This is a genomic window from Psychromonas sp. SA13A, from assembly GCF_011378715.1.
Taxonomy (GTDB): domain Bacteria; phylum Pseudomonadota; class Gammaproteobacteria; order Enterobacterales; family Psychromonadaceae; genus Psychromonas.
In genome coordinates this window covers 41,553-58,352 of sequence record NZ_WTKU01000022.1, presented here as the reverse complement: position 1 = coordinate 58,352, position 16,800 = coordinate 41,553, and the positions used below count along the sequence as shown (strand labels likewise).

The 16,800-nt window shown below is 40.3% G+C and carries 17 protein-coding genes and 1 riboswitch; of the genes, 1 reads left to right on the top strand and 16 read right to left on the bottom strand.

Going from position 1 to position 16,800, the window contains the following annotated elements:
- Position 1: 1 nt before the first annotated feature.
- The 16 genes from cobW to GQR44_RS16150 form a co-directional block, all read right to left on the bottom strand.
- Complete coding sequence (gene cobW / locus GQR44_RS16225) at positions 2-1,102, bottom strand: cobalamin biosynthesis protein CobW (protein ID WP_240923691.1); 1,101 nt, start codon at positions 1,100-1,102, stop codon at positions 2-4.
- Positions 1,086-1,892, bottom strand: coding sequence for a precorrin-4 C(11)-methyltransferase (gene cobM, locus GQR44_RS16220; RefSeq protein WP_166372740.1), 807 nt, complete (start codon positions 1,890-1,892; stop codon positions 1,086-1,088). Before cobM ends, cobW begins: the two co-directional genes overlap by 17 nt.
- 251 nt (positions 1,893-2,143) lie before the next feature.
- Positions 2,144-2,929 carry a precorrin-3B C(17)-methyltransferase gene (gene cobJ / locus GQR44_RS16215; protein WP_166372739.1) on the bottom strand — a complete coding sequence of 262 codons (786 nt, stop codon included), beginning with the start codon at positions 2,927-2,929 and terminating at the stop codon, positions 2,144-2,146.
- 23 nt (positions 2,930-2,952) lie between these two features.
- Entirely contained in the window at positions 2,953-3,729 is a 777-nt protein-coding gene (locus GQR44_RS16210; protein WP_166372738.1) for a cobalamin biosynthesis protein, read from the bottom strand.
- Complete coding sequence (cobI, locus tag GQR44_RS16205; RefSeq protein WP_166372737.1) at positions 3,726-4,454, bottom strand: precorrin-2 C(20)-methyltransferase; 729 nt, start codon at positions 4,452-4,454, stop codon at positions 3,726-3,728. Before cobI ends, GQR44_RS16210 begins: the two co-directional genes overlap by 4 nt.
- 1 nt (position 4,455) lies before the next feature.
- Positions 4,456-5,895, bottom strand: coding sequence for a precorrin-6y C5,15-methyltransferase (decarboxylating) subunit CbiE (gene cbiE / locus GQR44_RS16200; RefSeq protein WP_240923690.1), 1,440 nt, complete (start codon positions 5,893-5,895; stop codon positions 4,456-4,458).
- On the bottom strand, positions 5,895-6,536 hold the full coding sequence (locus GQR44_RS16195; RefSeq protein WP_166372736.1) for a precorrin-8X methylmutase: 642 nt from the start codon (positions 6,534-6,536) through the stop codon (positions 5,895-5,897). Before GQR44_RS16195 ends, cbiE begins: the two co-directional genes overlap by 1 nt.
- Positions 6,526-7,356, bottom strand: a complete 831-nt coding sequence (locus tag GQR44_RS16190) for a precorrin-6A/cobalt-precorrin-6A reductase (protein WP_166372735.1) — start codon at positions 7,354-7,356, stop codon at positions 6,526-6,528. Before GQR44_RS16190 ends, GQR44_RS16195 begins: the two co-directional genes overlap by 11 nt.
- Positions 7,353-8,519, bottom strand: a complete 1,167-nt coding sequence (locus GQR44_RS16185) for a cobalt-precorrin-5B (C(1))-methyltransferase (protein ID WP_166372734.1) — start codon at positions 8,517-8,519, stop codon at positions 7,353-7,355. The genes GQR44_RS16190 and GQR44_RS16185 overlap by 4 nt, the downstream gene beginning before the upstream one ends.
- Positions 8,520-8,532: 13 nt before the next feature.
- Positions 8,533-9,972: a cobyrinate a,c-diamide synthase gene (locus GQR44_RS16180; RefSeq protein ID WP_166372758.1), complete on the bottom strand. Its 1,440-nt coding sequence runs from the start codon at positions 9,970-9,972 to the stop codon at positions 8,533-8,535.
- A 20-nt stretch (positions 9,973-9,992) separates the two neighbouring features.
- Positions 9,993-11,858 carry an AAA family ATPase gene (locus GQR44_RS16175; protein ID WP_166372733.1) on the bottom strand — a complete coding sequence of 622 codons (1,866 nt, stop codon included), beginning with the start codon at positions 11,856-11,858 and terminating at the stop codon, positions 9,993-9,995.
- Positions 11,859-11,878: 20 nt separating this feature from the next.
- Positions 11,879-12,568 (bottom strand): ABC transporter ATP-binding protein, encoded by a 690-nt coding sequence (locus GQR44_RS16170; RefSeq protein WP_166372732.1) that lies wholly within the window; start codon positions 12,566-12,568, stop codon positions 11,879-11,881.
- Positions 12,552-13,346, bottom strand: coding sequence for a cobalt ECF transporter T component CbiQ (cbiQ, locus tag GQR44_RS16165; protein ID WP_166372731.1), 795 nt, complete (start codon positions 13,344-13,346; stop codon positions 12,552-12,554). Before cbiQ ends, GQR44_RS16170 begins: the two co-directional genes overlap by 17 nt.
- Positions 13,346-13,948, bottom strand: a complete 603-nt coding sequence (locus tag GQR44_RS16160) for a cobalt ABC transporter permease (RefSeq protein ID WP_166372730.1) — start codon at positions 13,946-13,948, stop codon at positions 13,346-13,348. The genes cbiQ and GQR44_RS16160 overlap by 1 nt, the downstream gene beginning before the upstream one ends.
- Complete coding sequence (cbiM, locus tag GQR44_RS16155; protein WP_028870308.1) at positions 13,948-14,556, bottom strand: cobalt transporter CbiM; 609 nt, start codon at positions 14,554-14,556, stop codon at positions 13,948-13,950. Before cbiM ends, GQR44_RS16160 begins: the two co-directional genes overlap by 1 nt.
- A gap of 90 nt (positions 14,557-14,646) precedes the next feature.
- On the bottom strand, positions 14,647-15,465 hold the full coding sequence (locus GQR44_RS16150; RefSeq protein WP_205963104.1) for a DUF4198 domain-containing protein: 819 nt from the start codon (positions 15,463-15,465) through the stop codon (positions 14,647-14,649).
- 146 nt (positions 15,466-15,611) lie between these two features.
- Positions 15,612-15,750, bottom strand: a riboswitch (cobalamin riboswitch).
- 387 nt (positions 15,751-16,137) lie between these two features.
- Between GQR44_RS16150 and GQR44_RS16145 the strand changes: the two genes are divergently transcribed.
- A complete protein-coding gene (locus GQR44_RS16145; protein WP_166372729.1) occupies positions 16,138-16,719 on the top strand; it encodes a PEP-CTERM sorting domain-containing protein in 582 nt (193 codons plus the stop codon).
- The last annotated feature ends 81 nt before the right edge of the window (positions 16,720-16,800 follow it).

Genomic DNA, 16,800 nt, shown 5'->3' with positions numbered 1-16,800 from the left:
ATTAAACCTCAGCGCTTTTTAAAATAGCGATAACCGCAGCTTCATCTAAGCCTTTACCGATTAATACTAATTCGGTTTTTTGGCTTTCACCGGCTTCCCACAAACGATCAAAATGAACTTCTAAACGTTTACCAACAGCCTGTAATACTTGACGCATTGGTTTGTTTTCAACTGCCGCAAACCCTTTAATACGGAATAAGTTAAATTCGTTTAATAGCTTTTCAACACTTAGTTTCAGTTTATCGGCATCAACCGTTCCCAAGCTGATCACCATTGAATCAAAATGGTCATGTGCGTGATCATGATGGGCACCATGAGCATGATGATGGTCGTGATGGTTATGTACTTTATCAATGGTTTTTTCAGTGCCAGCATTAATACCAATTAATACTTCAAGTGGTACATCACCATTGTTGATATAAGCTGTTTTAACTGAACTTGGTACGCGTTTTTCTATTACTGCCTTAACGCGCGCTTGCTCTTCTTCGTTTAATAAATCACTTTTACTCACTACCACTAAATCAGCAGAGTTAAGTTGATCATCTAATAACTCTTGTAAGCTTGGGTCATGATCTAAACTTTCATCTAGTGCACGTTGCTCTTTTACTTTATCTTCATCATCGGCAAAACGGCCAGCGGCAATCGCAGGGCCATCAACTAATGTAATAACTGCATCTACGGTGCAATATTCTTTGATACCCGGCCAGTTGAATGCTTGCACTAACGGCTTTGGTAATGCAAGACCTGATGTTTCAATTAGAATATGGTCAATTTGATCACGACGAGCCACTAGTTTTTCCATCACAGGTAAGAACTCTTCTTCTACCGTACAACAGATACAACCATTAGCGAGTTCGTAAATACCGTCATCTCCACCGACTAATACCGCAGCTTCATCTTCATCGTCACACTCTAGCGGACAGGTACGTAACAGTTCTGAATCGATATCTAACTCACCAAACTCATTCATGATCACGGCAATACGTTTGCCTTTGGCTTTTTTAAGCAAGTTAGCTAATAAAGTAGTTTTACCGCTTCCAAGAAACCCCGTTACAACGGTAGTTGGAATTTTGTTTAACGACATGTTATTTATTGTTGACATCTTTAGCCTCTAATTCTTCAATAGAAAGTGTATTTTTACGACGACGGAAAATATTCGGTTTATCTTTTTTATACAGGTATGAATCTTCAAAATTGGTGGTATCTAATACATGGCCAACCAGAATCAATGCCGTTAATTTGAAGCCTTTCGCTTCTACTTTTTCCGCAATATCCGCCAATGTGCCCGTGACTTTATCTTGGTCCGGCCAAGAACTACGATAACAAACAGCCACAGGACAATCTTCACCATAATGTGGAATTAACTCGGCCACGATTTTACGGATCTTAGTAATACCTAAATGAATCGCTAAAGTTGCACCACTTTGTGCAAGCTGCGGTAAACGTTCACGCTCAGGAAAAGGTGTTTTACCTTCGTAACGAGTCATGATCACGGTTTGTGATACACCAGAAAGGGTTAACTCTTTACCTAAATAAGCAGCAGATGCAGCCGTCGCACTCACTCCCGGAATCACTTCATAGTCAATACCATATTTTTCTAAACGACGGATCTGTTCAGCTATCGCGCCATATAAAGCAGGATCACCACATTGTAAACGTGCTACATCTTTACCTGCTTTTGAAGCTTCAACAAAATACGCTTCCATCTCATCAAGGTTGATCTTCGCAGTATCAACAATCAGCTCAGCTGAGTCTTCAACATCTTGTAATGTTTGACGGGGAATTAACGATCCTGCATACAAAACGACTGGACACTGTTTTAACAAGCGTGCCCCTTTAATCGTCATTAATTCAGGATCACCGGGCCCTGCGCCAATAAAATAAACTTTCATGTAGAATCCTTCTTAATTAATACTTTTAGCTTTTTAACTCACTATCACAAAATAAATTATGGCTAAGCAATTCACGCTAGTTAAAGGCGAAAGCACGGAGCTTGGTTTACCAAGTGAGTACTTTCCTTTTCCACAATAACTAAAATTATTCATAGCTAAGTAATTCATGCTAGTTCAAGGCGGAAGCGCGGAGCTTGGCTTGCCAAGTGAGCACTACCAACGCAGAAATTGTTTGAATTTCAACGCTATGGTTATAATTTTTTCTTGTAGCCGCGAGGTGTATATACCCAATGTTTATCGCCGTTAATGATATGGCGTGACTCACTATTACCCACACTTACCAAAGTGAACATATCAACGTCTTTAGCATCGAGTTCATCTAAACGAATAATACGGATAGTTTCATCTTCACGAGTCAACTGACGACCTAGTAAAACGGGTGTTGATGCGGGACGGTATTTCAATAATACGTCGCGGGCATGGTTAAGCTGCCAATCACGCTTTTTCGACACAGGGTTATAGAATGAAATAACAAAATCCCCTTCACCTGCGCTATGAATTCGTTTATTAATGGTTTCCCACGGAGTCAATAAGTCCGATAAGCTGACAGTACAAAAGTCATGCCCTAACATCGCACCTATACGGCTTGCGCCAGCTTGCATTGCTGAAATGCCTGGTACAACATCAATTTCAACCTCTAACCATTCAGGATGATCTTCAAGGCCTTGAAGTTGTCTATCCAACAATTCAAACACTAATGTTGCCATCGCGTAAATGCCGATATCACCACTTGAAATAAGTGAGGTGGTTTTACCACTTGCCGCTAGATCTAATGCAAGGCGCGCACGACCAATCTCTTCCCCTAAAGGTAAATCATGGTGTACTTTGTTATTACAAGGTGCCCCTAACAAGTCTAAATACAGTCCGTAAGCGACTAAATCAGTACTTTGCTGAACCGCTTTTAATGCTTTTGGTGCCACTAAATCTGCATTTCCCGGTCCCATACCTACAACAAAAAGTTGTTTTTTTAAACTCATTTTATTTCCTAGTTTTTAATTATCTACAGGCTATAACTTCTGGCAATGGCGCAGGTAGCTTGTTTGTTTTTATGTTTGTTAAGTAGTAATTCACTACCATTATTGGTTAACTGTTGGGCCTGATATAAGGCAGCAGACTCTGCCACGCCATATACGCCAACGGTTTTTAAAATATAATCAGACTTAGTGGAAAGACGATCTTCCATCAAACTTAAGGTCTTAGCATCAAAGGTTAAATATGGTTTTTGTAAGGTCTTCGCTAACGCAATTAAACCAACTTCATCACTTTTAATATCAATGCTTGTAATAGCACTAATATCATCAATGGTCAGCCCAGCTTTACCTAGACATTCCTCTAATAAACCCAGTAAAACCTGCTCTGTACAATGGCGTTCACACCCCATACCAACGACATATTTAGGTTTTAAGTAGCTATTAGCGGTGGTTAATACTAATTGGTTTTGCAGCAACTCAGTGACTTGTCTTGCTAACTCATTAGCACCACCTTCGTGTCCTGATAAAAACGGGATCACAAACTGCCCTTGTTCATCCAAGACCAACACCGCTGGATCGCTATATTTATCATTTATTACCGGTGCTAGGGTTCGCATCACAATGCCAGTGGCACAAATAAAGATAAGTGTTTCACCCTGTGTAAAGTAGCCTTGTACAACATCCTTAAAAGGCATGGGTTTAAAGCTAACTTCACAGTTTATTGGTGTCGAAACGCTATTTAAAAGATACTGTAAACGCCTTGCTAACTGCTGCCCGACTTCTGTTAAACAGATAATTCGAATCACGCGGTGAGTTCCTCTCTGGTGATCACAAATAAAGAGAAGTAAGGCCCTGCGACATTGTCTAGCTGATTTAAATCTCGAATTATTCTCTGTTGGTCACGACTGATATATTCCAAATAGTTAGCATCATCAAATCGCTGAGTCTCTTTCAACAAAGCAATTAAACGTGGACGCTCAATCCCCGCTTTCATGATAACGACGGCATCATGATCTAATAATGCAGCTTTAATTTTTGCATCACTATGGCGCCCAGTGATCACCGCAAAAGATTGTTTTAATACAGTTAACGGAATTTGTAATTCAGCCGTCGCAGCAACAAAGGCAGGTACCCCAGGAATGACTTGTGACGGGTACTGACTTTCCAAGCGTTCTAATAGATAAGTGAAAGATCCAAAGAACAAAGGATCACCTTCACATAAAAACACCACGGTTTTACCTTGTTTCAGATGTACTTGTATCTGTGTGATGGCTTTATCATAGGCTAAATTTGCCGCCACTCGCTGACGAGACATTGCAAAACGAATACCTAAATGTAGCTGTTGTTTAATTGGTTTTTTGAGAGCTTCAACTGCGATATCAAGTGATTGCGACTGCCCAGCCTCATTTTCTAAATAACACACAACATCGGCAGCTTGAATGGCTCGATACGCTTTTAATGTTAATAACTCAGGGTCCCCAGGGCCTACACCAACGCCAATAAAAGTGCCACTTTGTAACGCTAATACCACTTTATTGTTCCTTTTCTTGGTTTTGCTGAGTATTTTTAGTGAAACTAAATAAACTAACACTTAAAGCAGGTTTATAAGCGAGTTGACCGCCTAAGGTTCTACTTTTATTTACGGCCACTTGTAGTGTCTCAAGTTCACTATCGGCAACTTTGTCGCGAATGCTATAAAAATCGAATAACTGCGATTTAGTTCTTTCCATCACTGCCGAGACAACTATTTGACCACCTTCTGGTAATTTATCCCAAAGCGTTTCAAGTAGCATTGGTAATGCACCATCACTGCCACCGATAAATATTTTTTTTGCAGCAGGCTGTTCAGAAAAAGGAGGCTTTGAAAGGACTTCAGGTGCACGCCCGAACTGTGTTGATAAGTTATTAACGACCCCAAATTTTTGTTGGTTTTGTAATAAACAATCAAAGCGAGCTTGATTATGTTCGATGGCATATATTTTTGCCTGTGGTTGCCAATAGGCTAATTCAACGGCAACGCCACCACATCCTGCACCGATATCCCAAATGATGTCATTTTTACTTGGTTGTAATAATGACAATATAGCTAAACGTACTTCACGCTTACTGATCATGCCTTTACTACCTAATTCACCGGTTTCAAAATCAGTATCTTTAATGCCTGGAAATTCCGGTAAATAACCTTTATTTGCACCACAAATAACAAAGGAAACATGTAAAGCATCGAAGGTTTGTAGATTGCCCTCAGATTCAGCGGTTAATAATTCAGAGACGCTAAAACGTGATATTTTTTGTTGGCTATATCCTAAACGTTCACACACTATGATCTCTGCTTGCGTAAATCCTGTTTGTTCACAAATAGCTGCGATGTGCTGTGGCATACTGTCTTTATCAGTCAATAGTAATAATGTTTGCTGTGCCTTTAATTCTACTTTCAGTTTTGCTAAAGGACGACCATGTAAACTCACTACATTAACATCTTGCTGTGCTATCGACAGGCTATGACAAGCTTGGGTAATACTAGAAACTGCAGGGAAAAAGCGCACTGCGGCATCGTGAAAGTTCTTGCTGATCCAAGTGCCAATACCGTAATAAAGTGGATCGCCCGAGCCTAACACTACGACTTTTTGTTCTGTTTCTATTAATGCTTTTAGCTGTTTTAATTTTGGAATAATTTCAGTGCGTGGCGGTAACACCTCAGCTTTTGGTTCAACCTGTTGTTGCTCACCTTCAGTCAGAGCCTCGACCTTAGGCTGAAAGGCTAATTGTTTTTCTAAAGTCAATAATTGACGCTCAGATCCAATGACCAAATCGGCTGACTGTAACGCTAATAAAGCTTGTTCACTGAGCATTGCATTTTCAGTGACACCGAGTCCAATTACAGCTATTTCGCGCGTTGGCTTGTTAGATGCTTTCGCACTGTCTGCAAGCTTAACTGAAAACACATTCATTAATTTTTTAAAGAACTTCATTAATACAACTCTCCTTTGATACAACGTAATAAGGCATTGCAACTTGCACTGGACACCGCACTACCACCTTCGCGTCCTAATAAAGTAATACATTCTATGCCTAACTCTTGGTGAACATCCCATAATGCTTGTTTTGACTCAGCGGCACCAACAAATCCAACCGGCATGCCAATAATTAAGGCGGGTTTTGGTGCGCCTTGGTCAATCATTTCTAATAAACGAAACAATGCTGTCGGTGCATTACCAATCACCACAACACTGCCTTCTAAATAGGGTAACCATGCAGTCAATGCTGCCATGGTTCTGGTTTCGCCAGTTTCTTTTGCCCGCTGTGGCACGCCATCTGCGTTTAAAAAGCACAATGGGTCGGTTTTAATCATGCGTTTTGTAATGCCCTGCTTTACCATCTCCACATCACATAGGATTGCAGCGCCTTTTTGTAATGCCTTCATACCTGACTCACAGGCATGTTCACTTAATCTAACCTGTGCAGCTACGGCGGGGATCCCGACACTGTGCACCACTCGCATCACGACTTGTTGCGCCTGCATTGATAAGTGTTCCAGATCCGTTAACGCTCTTATTTGGCGAAAACTCTCTTGTTCAATTAATGTTGGATCGTGAATATAGTCAAATTTCATCTTTAGGCTCAATTGCTATGTTATTGAATGTTTTATTTAATTTTTTATTTAATGTGTTGCGGTGTGTATTGTCAGCTCCAGTTGAGAGCAATGACTCTTTTAATAACGCGATACAATTAGCTGCATTATCAAATTGGTATTGTAAGGGTTGAAGATCTGGACGCTTAAATTGATACACCGGAATACTTGCTGCTCTAGCAGCTATAATTTTCGCATAAGTGGCATCTCCACCACTGTTTTTACTGATCACGGCATCAATATTATAGGTTTGTAGTAATTGCATTTCGTCTTCAAGATGAAATGGGCCAATTGCTTTTAACCAAGTCACATTAACAGGCAATATAATTTTTGCGGGCATTGCAGTACGTAATAAGACTTGCTCAGCTTGAGCTGATAAAGCATCAATCACGGCTTGTGAAACTTGACCCGCGGTAACAAATAAACAACGATGTTGCGCTACTTTCTCAATCAATGTTGGCCAATCAGAAACTTCAATCCAATTGTCTTGGTCAGTTTTCTGCCATTGCTGACGATGGAAACGAAACGAGATAATAGACAGTTCATTGCTGACTTGAGCAATCGTATTACTCATGGTTTGTGCAAAGGGGTGAGTCGCATCGATAACATGTGTAATTACATGCTCAGTTACATATTTTGCTAGGCCGCCAAACTGACAGAATCCACCACTAATAGACTCACAAGGCACAGTCGCCTTGCGCACAATACCTGCGATACTATAAATAACATCAAACCCTAATCGATGTAATTCAGTGGCTAACTTACGCCCATCAGCAGTACCACCAACGACTAATATTCTCACAAATTAACCTTACTTTGAGCGATCACTTGACCTTTTGAATCAAATTTATCTTGATGGCTATTAGCAACAAACAAACCTTTTCTATTAACAGCCCACACTTCTACCTCAATAGATGTGTGAACAATACTTTTAGCAAACTTTAAAGCGTCAACACAGACTACAGTGGCAATATCTATTCCAGCTTCTTTAGTCATATTAAGGACTTGAATAGTCGTATTAGCCATTAATATTTGTTGTTGTAATTCAGTACTAGCGCCTAGATTTTTTGCGATATTCGCTAACTGTTCAAAATCGATACTCGATTGGCGGCTATTAAGATCTAAATGCCCATTCGCCAGCTTAGTTAACTTACCAAAACCCGCACTAATACTGAGTTTTTGAATGCGATTTCCTGATTTAGGATCGATTTTTTCACGACGTAAATATTTCAACATAGCACCCACAAAATCGCCCATCTCAATCAAGCTCACTTCGTCCATTTGATAGTATTCTTTAATGGCATGTTCGCTGGCAATGCCTGTTGAAGCGGCAAGGTGCCTGAAGTGATTAGCGCGAGCGACATCAATGCCTTGATGAATAGAAGCAATGTAAGCAGCGCAAGAATAGGGACGCACAATGCCCGTTGTACCTAAAATGGATAAACCACCAATAATACCTAAGCGACTATTCATGGTATTGGTTGCGATCTGCTCTCCATTTTCAACACCCACTGAAACTTCAAAGCCTTCAGTATATTGATAAGCTTGCGCGTAATGTTCAAGATGGCTTGTCATCATTTTACGCGGCACAGGATTGATTGCAGGTTCACCAATTGCTAGCACTAATCCGTCACGAGTAACCGTACCGACCCCTTCAGCGGCTTTAAACTTAATACCTTGCTCAGGCACTAAACGTAGTTCAACAAATAAAGTCGCACCGTGTGTGGCATCAGGGTCATCACCAGCATCTTTAATAGTACTGGTACGTATCCCTTGCTCAATAGCTTGATAATTAATGATATCCAGATTAACCACTTCACCACGCGGCAACGTTATCTCAACGCTCGCTGGTTGCTTATGGGCTAATAACGCGCGCACAGCAGCCACACAGCAAGCTGTTGCACAACTTCCCGTGGTTAAACCATTACGTAATGGTTGCTCTGTTTCACTCGATTCCGGCCACATAATTCAGGTTACTCTATTGTTGTGCTTGCATTGCAGCTTGCTGTTGAGTCTCTTTGCTAACCGCACTCGTTACAGCTTGGGTATGGTAGTTTTCCCACGCGACTAACTTTTGTTGGTCAACCGCTTGTAATTTACCCATAAAAAGATCCGCAACTAGCGCAGGATTAGAGGGGAAAAATAGATGCAGATAACTTGCGGTTAAATTCTCGCTACGATAAATCGCTTCTCCGGGTGCAGGATGACGTTGACGTTGCCCATAACCGATAGGTTGCATCTGCATAATCGCACGCGATCTATGGTGAGCATGCCCATGAATTTCACCTTCAGGTAAGATTGCTTTTTGCATTCCCTGACAGCCTCGCTTTCCAGACATACTGCCGAAGCCATCTAATAAACCTAGCATTTTATGATGTTTTTGATCCAAATCCACCAGCTCATTTAGGCAATATAAGAAACCGCCACATTCCGCTAAGATAGGTTTCCCTACTTGATTAAATTCAGCAATTTGAGTCTGTAATACGGTGTTTTCAGCTAACTGCGCAGCATACAATTCAGGATAACCACCGGGCAACCATAACGCATCCGCCTCAGGTAAATTATCCCCTTTTAACGGAGAGAAGTAATGTAATGTCGCGCCCATCTCTTGCAACAAACGCGTATTAGCTTGATAGATAAAACTGAATGCAAGATCCTGTGCAATAGCAATCCTTTTACCTGCTAATAATGGCTCAACTTTTGGTTGTGCAGCTGAATAAAAATCGACACTTTTTGGCAATGCTAATAATGGGCTATTGGCATCTGCACGTTTTACTCCGTCCACTAACCATTCGCATCCTAAGGTAAACTTAGTTTCTAACTCATCAAATACTTCGCTTGCTTGCACTAGACCTAAATGACGTTCAGGTAATGCCACTTCAGGATCTTTTTTAAGACAAGCTAACAGAGGTAATTGTTCTCCTAATGCGTCCCTTATTAATTGCGCATGGCGCTCACTGCTGCAGTTGTTTGCAATCAAACCATGGCAAGTATAATCATCGCGAAAGTTGGCTAAGCCGATTGCTACCGCTGCCGCCGTTTGTGCCATGCCTTTTACATCCATCACAATAGCGACCGGTATATTAAAACGCGCCGCTAAATCTGCGCTTGATGGTTCGCCGTCAAACAGGCCCATGGCACCTTCAACTAAAATAAGATCCGCTTCGGAGGCTGCTTCAAAGAGTTTTTGCTGACAATAGTGTTCACCTGCCATCCACATGTCTAACTGTTCAACATGTGCATGTGAAGCTTGCGCTAAAATTTGCGGGTCCAGGTAATCAGGTCCAGTTTTGAATACCCGCACCTTTTTGCCTTGCTCTGTAAAATAACGTGCCATCGCTGAAGTGATGGTGGTTTTGCCTTGGCCTGATGCTGGTGCGGCTAAAAATAGCGCCGGACAACTTGCTTTTTTTATCATCAACTTTGTCTCTTCCTGTTTTAGGCTGTCACTGCAAAATATTGTGCATTAAGCTGCTGTGCTAATATTTTGCCACGGCCACGCTTGATCTGCGCTTTTTCAATATCAATTAATAAAGTGGGAACATTTAGTTTTAAATCATCGATATCCACACGACTTCGACCATCGGTGATCAAGTAACAAAAAAGCGATAATCCTGGATATTGTTGCGTCAGTTGTTTAATGCTGTGTGATGCTTTTTCTAGAATTAGTCGCAAAGGCGTCCCACCTAGTGCAGTGATATCGTCTAATAAGCGAGTGACCTGTTTAGGTGCTCGTCCTGCTTTAATGATCGTTTCAACTTGGTTATTACCAAATCCTAACAAGCTAATTTTATCACGCTGTAGATAAGCATTATCAGTAATATTCATCACCACCGATTTCGCGATCGACGATAAGCTCTCACTTAACGTTGATGCTGAAGTATCCAATAGAATCAAATGTAAGTTTTGTTCGCCAGTGGCTACTTTTTTAAAGGAAAATTGCGCTGGTGGCCATTGCCCTAAACTATTTGCTAAGGTTTTAAACCAATCGGGTTTATGGCTATTTATGGGAGATTTTTTCTCACCTTTTGTAGTATTTCCCTGTTTGTTTTTACTATATTGCTCAGTTAACAAACTGGGTTTAAACGGTGCTTGTAAGGTACTTTTTTCTAATTTTGGTAATGCGATATGAGCTATAGTATTCGTTTTTTGAGCTTCTCCCGATTGAGCGGGCATTGCCCCCCATTCTCCAGAATTACCTTGACTGCCACCCTCATTATTAGAACCATTAGCAGGGTCAGGATGATTGCTCGAATCAGAATTTAGTGCATCTTGCTCATTTTTTTGCTGTGGAGCTTGAGGGCGCGAAAAACCACCACTATTATCGCTCGCAGATGTTTTTTTATTATCCGATGTTGGTGGGTTTTCTGGCATTCCTGAAGATGAAGATGACGGCGGAGGTGAGCCACCATGTTGCATACGATGTGATAAAACAAGGGGCGCAACCTGTGCGATATCATCAAAACTAACCGCTTTTCGGCCACACCATGCAGCATGGGTTAAGCTCGCATGATGCATCATGATATCCGCACGTAAACCATCAACATTAGCCTGTTGGCAACGCGTAGCTATCTCGATTAAACAATCATCGCTACATTGCACACTGGATAGTAATTTCTGCGCATCGCTTATTTGTTGTTGTAAAAAAATCTGCTCAGTTTGGTAATCGTCACAGAAAGCAATTTTATCAAGCTCAAAGCGTTGTCGTGTTTTAACGATATTAACACGCTCATTAATACTATAGGCGTTATCTAATTCAACCATCAAACCAAAACGATCTTTTAATTGTGGGCGTAATTCCCCCTCATCTGGGTTCATGGTGCCAATTAAAGTAAAACGCGCATCATGGCGGTGACTAATACCATCACGCTCGACAACATTAACGCCGCTACTAGCAACATCTAATAATTGATCTACTAAATGATCCGGCAATAAATTAACTTCATCCACATACAATATGCCGTTATGTGCTTTTTTTAATAAACCAGGTGAGAATTTAACTTGTTTGTCTTTTAGTACATGGTCCAAGTCCAATGTACCTATCAACATCTCTTCACTCGCCCCTAAGGGTAAGGTGACAAATTCTGGAGTCTGTCCATCTTTAACCGGCAATAGGTCTGACACGGCACGAGCTAGCGTTGATTTTGCACAACCACGCGGGCCTGAAATTAACACACCACCAATCAATGGGTTAACCGTGGCTAATAATAACGCCAGTTTAAACAAGGGCTGCCCCTGCACCGCACTAAAAGGAAATATAGCTTGTTGTGATTGCTCAATATAATTATGTGTGTGGCTGTTCATTTTCTTCTATCTCCTATGCACTAAGCCACAGCGACCGTTGATTTTGATGGTTCGGTTAACAATCCATCTTGTAAATGTAATTGTCTGGTCGCTAATTGATCTGAAAAGGCTCTATCATGGGAAATAATAATCATCGCTTGTGGTAACCCTTGCAACACATTTAAAAGACGCATTTTTGCTTTTTCATCTAAAGCATTAGTTGGCTCATCTAAAATCAACACCTGCGGCTCCATCACCAATACGCTGGCTAAGGTGATCATTCGCTTCTCGCCTCCAGAAAGTTGATGAGTAATACGAGATTCAAAACCTTGCATACCTAACTTTTTCAACGTCTGTAATGATTTATCGATCGCTTGTTGCTTAGTAAAACCTAAATTCAGAGGCCCAAACATGACATCTTCCAATACCGTTGGACAGAACAATTGATCATCGGGGTCTTGAAAGAGTAAGCCTGCTCTAGCGCGTAGTTGATTGAACTGCTTTTCTGTTTTACAAGGTTCACCAAAACCAATAATGTCACCTTGTTTGGCTTTTTTTAGACCGACGATTAAATGTAATAATGTAGTTTTTCCGGCGCCGTTATCACCATTGATTACAACACGTTCATTACTGTGTAAGGTAAAGTTAATACTTTTTAATACCGCCCCACGTCTTGGGTAAGCATAACTGAGATTTTCTATTTTAATCAGTGGATTATTTGAATAAGTCATCAATATTGAGCCCTATTAACAGTATTAAGAAACACATAACACACACGCCAAAAATAATATCTATACGGCCCATTTTCATATCATCGTTAAGGTAATAACGACCGCAAAATCCGCGGCACTTCATTGCATCGGATATACGTTCGGCACGCTCCACAGAACGGATCAGTAACATGCCAAATAGATAACCAATACTTTTCCAAGTATGTCGATTGGTACGCAATACAAAAGCACGTGCTTGCATTGCACGGCGCATTTTTTTGTATTCTTGGCTGATCACATCTAAATAACGCACCATAAATAACATAAGATGAACTAATTTATCAGGTACTTTCAAGTGGGCTAAGGCATGCCCTAATGTTGAAGCGCTCATGGTCGCGACTAACGAGAACAAAACCAATAACACCGCATTCGCTTTAATAGTGATTAATAACGCATGCGATAAACCTTGCCAACTAGCAGCTAAACCAAATACGCTAAACATCACATCACCAGGCGTGGTAAAAGGCAAAATACAGATCAGTGTAAGCATAAATAAATCCATCGCAATCACACGTCTTAATGTGCGCTTTATATTAAGTTTGCTTGATTTTACTAATACAAATGCAGCGATTAACCCTAACAACGTAGGAGCAAATTGACTACTAAGCACCACAACTAGCGCAAATAACCCAGAGCAAACCACACGCACTCTGGCGTCAATAGCATCGATCCAGGATGCTTGATGTTTTAGTGCTTGTCCTGACCATGACGTCAAACTATGCTCTAGCCCCTGTGACATTATTTTTTAGCCTTTAATCTACGTTCACGTAAAAGAGCGACTACCCCGAGCAAACCAAAGATATAACCAATTCCACCAATAATATCGCGAATACCTGATTTTTCTTTTAAAGCTTGTATCTCTTTACGCAGCGGTTTTATCTGTTTGGCAATCGCTTTCTCTAACATCAATGCGGTTATTTGATTGTTAGTGACAATTTGCGGATCCACTTTTTTAGTTGTCTGATTCGCAGATGACACAGAATTAGCACTTAACGTGGTTGATGAATCTAAACTATCAGGTAACTCTTCTGCGGGTAATTGCATTTTCAAAGTATGCCCTGCGCCCATATTAATCTCAAAGACATGGGTAATACGTTTTTTAGCCGTAAATACAAAATAGCCTTGATCATCGGTGACTACTTCACCCAATGGTATACCGGAAACATCAGAGACTTTAACTACTGTGCCAGCATTTGCCATGGCACCATTTGAAAATCCAGCTTCACCTTCAATATCAAAGCCATTAACGTAAACCCCACCGACTACATTGTGCGCTAAAGCTGGGCTTGTAAAGGACAATAAAAAGCACACCAAAATAAATAATGAATAAAGGGCTTTCATTAACTTTTTTCCTTAGTAATAAACTCTGGTTTTACCGTGTGAATTAAATATACCGCGGCATAGGAAACAAATCCCTCCACTATCATAATAGGAATATGTGCGGGTAATACCGCTTTTGCCGCTAATACAAATGATTCCCCCGATAATGCTAAAGAGAAAGCAACCATCACCGAGGTAATAATAATCGCCCCTGCCCCGCCAATCGCGCCCCAAATAGCCGCGACTTTAGCACTTTCATGACGTATGCCTTTATAACAAAGGTAATAAATAATTACCGCAGGTAAAGCAATATTGACGGTATTAACACCTAATACCAATAAACCACCAAAGCCAAAGAAAATAACCTGTAATAACAAGGCTACCAATAATGCAGGGAAGGCAACCCAACCGAGAATAATACCCAACAAACCATTCATAATTAAATGCACACTAGAAAAGCCGAGGGGTAGATGAATATAAGAAGCAATAAAAAATACAGAAGCCAATACACCTACCAATGGTAAATGGTCATAGTCCATTTTTTTAAGGCCAATAAAAACACCTACAACCGCTAACACTGCACCACTTACTAATACCGGTACTGAAAGAGCACCATCGACAATATGCATAATTTATCCGTTTTAAATAACCGCTACCCGCTCCAAGCTTAAACTATTTGAATATTCAAATATCAAGAAAGGGTAACGGTAATGCTTGAACTAAGGAAGCTTAGTCGCCTGTGCCCATATAACTGCATCTTGAGAAAGAGTTTTGCCTTTATACATTTTATCTTCTCCTATGCCTAATGCGGCAAATCCCCACTGCCCTGCTTTTAATAATGAAAAGTGGAAAGTTCCATTGGCATCAGCATAGATAGTTTGTGTTACAAAAATATCTGAAGGGGGAGTCATGATAGGCTCTTTTGCAAAGTGATTATTTTGCATATTCGGCACATAATTAATAAATTCAACTTCCACAGCCGCAAATGGTACTGGTTGTCCTTTAGACTTTACAACGGCACTAAAAATACCACCTTCATAAATCGCATAGGGTTTTGTCAGCGGTACAATCTCAGCGGTTAGTCCCAAATCTTTATTCCAATCGGTTGGTAGGTTACCCACATTAACAATAGTTTTAGTGATCTGCTGGATATAAGTATCTTCTTCCGCTTCAAAATACGGCGATGGTTGTGCAATAAAAACATAATCACCTAAACCACGTAACTTAACGTCGGCTTGATAAGCATGACCTTTATCAACCGCGCTCTGCCATTCAATATCCTTTACCGTATCGATCAGGTCAGTTTTTTTACCTTTTTTAATCATATAAAATGCTTCAGGTTTGTCGACCGCCATAACGTGACCACTTGCAGCGGGATGAGTGAAGGGCATTTTAAAGCTAACTTCGCCACCTTTTGCATGTAACAACTCAGGCGTATAAAGCATTTGGAAGTGCGCATTGGCTGACAATGAAGTCATACAGCTTAAGGCAATTAAGAATGGGCTAGAAAATTGTTTTAGTTTTTTAAGAGTTAACACAGAAAAATCTCCGTCTGATTAATGAACAGGCGAAGTTGTGGAGGAGATGGCACACCTTTAATAAGAACAAATAACCTCAGCTATCTTCTTAACAAAAACAAACCAGCCGGTGAAGCCCTCCGCAACACCACGGTACTTGCTTCAACAACAAGTAGCATCCAAAGGTTTGGTATCCGGGCTCAGCAACAATAAATTAACATTGCTCTACCGTTGCGGGGGCAGCCTTGGCATTTAACCAAGTTCCCAAACATCTACGCGGTATAAAACATAAATGCATAGTTTTTAAGACTATATCCAGAGGAGCGCGAACAATAACTTGATACAGGTCAAACAGTCAATATAAAGCCTATGTTTTATGCTTAATAATACGAGTGTTGGCATCACCAGACACTTCACCTGTGTTTTTTGATCAACACCTTTGTATCGTAAAATTTCTTATCATCGGAAATATCCGTGATAAATGAAACAGAGGCCACGGTATAAAAACAAACATGTGTGACGAAAAAATTTACACATTAAAATATAGAACATACAGAAAATCAGTAAGAGACTGAATTAAAAAACATTTTTATATTGGCATGATTACTGCTTAATAATATAAAATATACTCAATATTGATTAATCACTAATGAGTATTATAAAAGTAACCTAACAATGAAAGGAATCAGTATCATGAAAAAAATCATCATAGCAGCCGTTGCTTCACTAATGGCTTTAAACGCAAATGCAGCCCTTATTAACATCTATGAGACAAATTCGAGTTTAAATAATATTGCACAATCTGAAACAGTTATTAATAGCTCAACCGCTCCAACTTATTCATTTGAAAGTGAGAATATTTTTTACAGCGATGCTGCAGCACATGGCGCACCTGGATTTGATAATGGTCATAACGAAACTTTTGTATTAACAGCAACAGGTTTTCTTGATACTTCTTTATATTCTGCGCTGCAGTTTTTCCACGATGATGGCATGACAGTTAGTCTAGCGGGTAATGCAGTCTATAGCTACAATGCAAATACAGGTAAAAGAGACAGTGGATTGATTAGTTTCGCAGATACTGGTTTAGTATCCTTTGATTTGTTGTTCTGGGAAAACTATGGTGCAGCGACTCTACTCACTTACGGTGTGTTAAGAAGTGGCACACAAGCAACTGAAGTAGCAAAAATTGCTTCAGTTCCAGCTCCAGGTGCAATGGCATTATTGGGTTTAGGCTTACTTAGCTTAGTTGCTGCGCGTCGTCGTAAAGCCTAATTTACTAAAATAGCTTTTATAACGTCGTTTCTATAAAACGATTGCTATTAAGCAACTGTTATTTAAGTAGTTTTTATTAAG

What these genes read in the sequence shown, in the direction of transcription:
- cobW (WP_240923691.1), bottom strand. Translation starts at nt 1,102, where the DNA reads ATGTCAACAATAAATAACATGTCGTTAAACAAAATTCCAACTACCGTT.
- cobM (WP_166372740.1), bottom strand. Translation starts at nt 1,892, where the DNA reads ATGAAAGTTTATTTTATTGGCGCAGGGCCCGGTGATCCTGAATTAATG.
- cobJ (WP_166372739.1), bottom strand. Translation starts at nt 2,929, where the DNA reads ATGAGTTTAAAAAAACAACTTTTTGTTGTAGGTATGGGACCGGGAAAT.
- cbiE (WP_240923690.1), bottom strand. Translation starts at nt 5,895, where the DNA reads ATGAAGTTCTTTAAAAAATTAATGAATGTGTTTTCAGTTAAGCTTGCA.
- GQR44_RS16195 (WP_166372736.1), bottom strand. Translation starts at nt 6,536, where the DNA reads ATGAAATTTGACTATATTCACGATCCAACATTAATTGAACAAGAGAGT.
- GQR44_RS16185 (WP_166372734.1), bottom strand. Translation starts at nt 8,519, where the DNA reads ATGTGGCCGGAATCGAGTGAAACAGAGCAACCATTACGTAATGGTTTA.
- GQR44_RS16180 (WP_166372758.1), bottom strand. Translation starts at nt 9,972, where the DNA reads ATGATAAAAAAAGCAAGTTGTCCGGCGCTATTTTTAGCCGCACCAGCA.
- GQR44_RS16175 (WP_166372733.1), bottom strand. Translation starts at nt 11,858, where the DNA reads ATGAACAGCCACACACATAATTATATTGAGCAATCACAACAAGCTATA.
- GQR44_RS16170 (WP_166372732.1), bottom strand. Translation starts at nt 12,568, where the DNA reads ATGACTTATTCAAATAATCCACTGATTAAAATAGAAAATCTCAGTTAT.
- cbiQ (WP_166372731.1), bottom strand. Translation starts at nt 13,346, where the DNA reads ATGTCACAGGGGCTAGAGCATAGTTTGACGTCATGGTCAGGACAAGCA.
- GQR44_RS16160 (WP_166372730.1), bottom strand. Translation starts at nt 13,948, where the DNA reads ATGAAAGCCCTTTATTCATTATTTATTTTGGTGTGCTTTTTATTGTCC.
- cbiM (WP_028870308.1), bottom strand. Translation starts at nt 14,556, where the DNA reads ATGCATATTGTCGATGGTGCTCTTTCAGTACCGGTATTAGTAAGTGGT.
- GQR44_RS16145 (WP_166372729.1), top strand. Translation starts at nt 16,138, where the DNA reads ATGAAAAAAATCATCATAGCAGCCGTTGCTTCACTAATGGCTTTAAAC.